The organism is Peribacillus sp. SIMBA_075 (assembly GCF_046534585.1).
Genome location: NZ_JAWRYN010000211.1, coordinates 1 through 364 on the forward strand (window position 1 = coordinate 1; position 364 = coordinate 364).

Consider the following 364-nt stretch of genomic DNA (forward strand, 5'->3'; position numbering starts at 1 on the left):
ATTATCATGGAAAACAAAAAAACAATTTACTTCTTATGCACAGGAAACTCTTGTCGTAGCCAAATGGCAGAAGCTTGGGGCAAAAAATATTTAGGTGACAAATGGAATGTACTTTCTGCAGGTATTGAGGCGCACGGAGTAAATCCGAATGCAATTAAAGCAATGAAAGAAGTAGACATCGATATTACGGACCAAACATCTGATATCATTGATCGTGATATTTTAGACAAAGCAGATTTAGTTGTAACACTTTGTGGTCACGCAAATGATGTATGTCCGACAACACCACCACATGTAAAACGAGTTCACTGGGGATTTGATGATCCAGCGGGTCAGGAATGGTCTGTATTCCAAAGAGTTCGTG

Annotated in this window: 1 protein-coding gene; it reads left to right on the top strand. The window is 39.3% G+C overall.

Annotation, left to right across the window (positions count from 1 at the left end; translation table 11 throughout):
* Positions 1-6 precede the first annotated feature (6 nt).
* On the top strand, positions 7-364 hold a 358-nt coding region (gene arsC, locus SB775_RS27895; protein ID WP_410864394.1), incomplete at its 3' end, for an arsenate reductase (thioredoxin).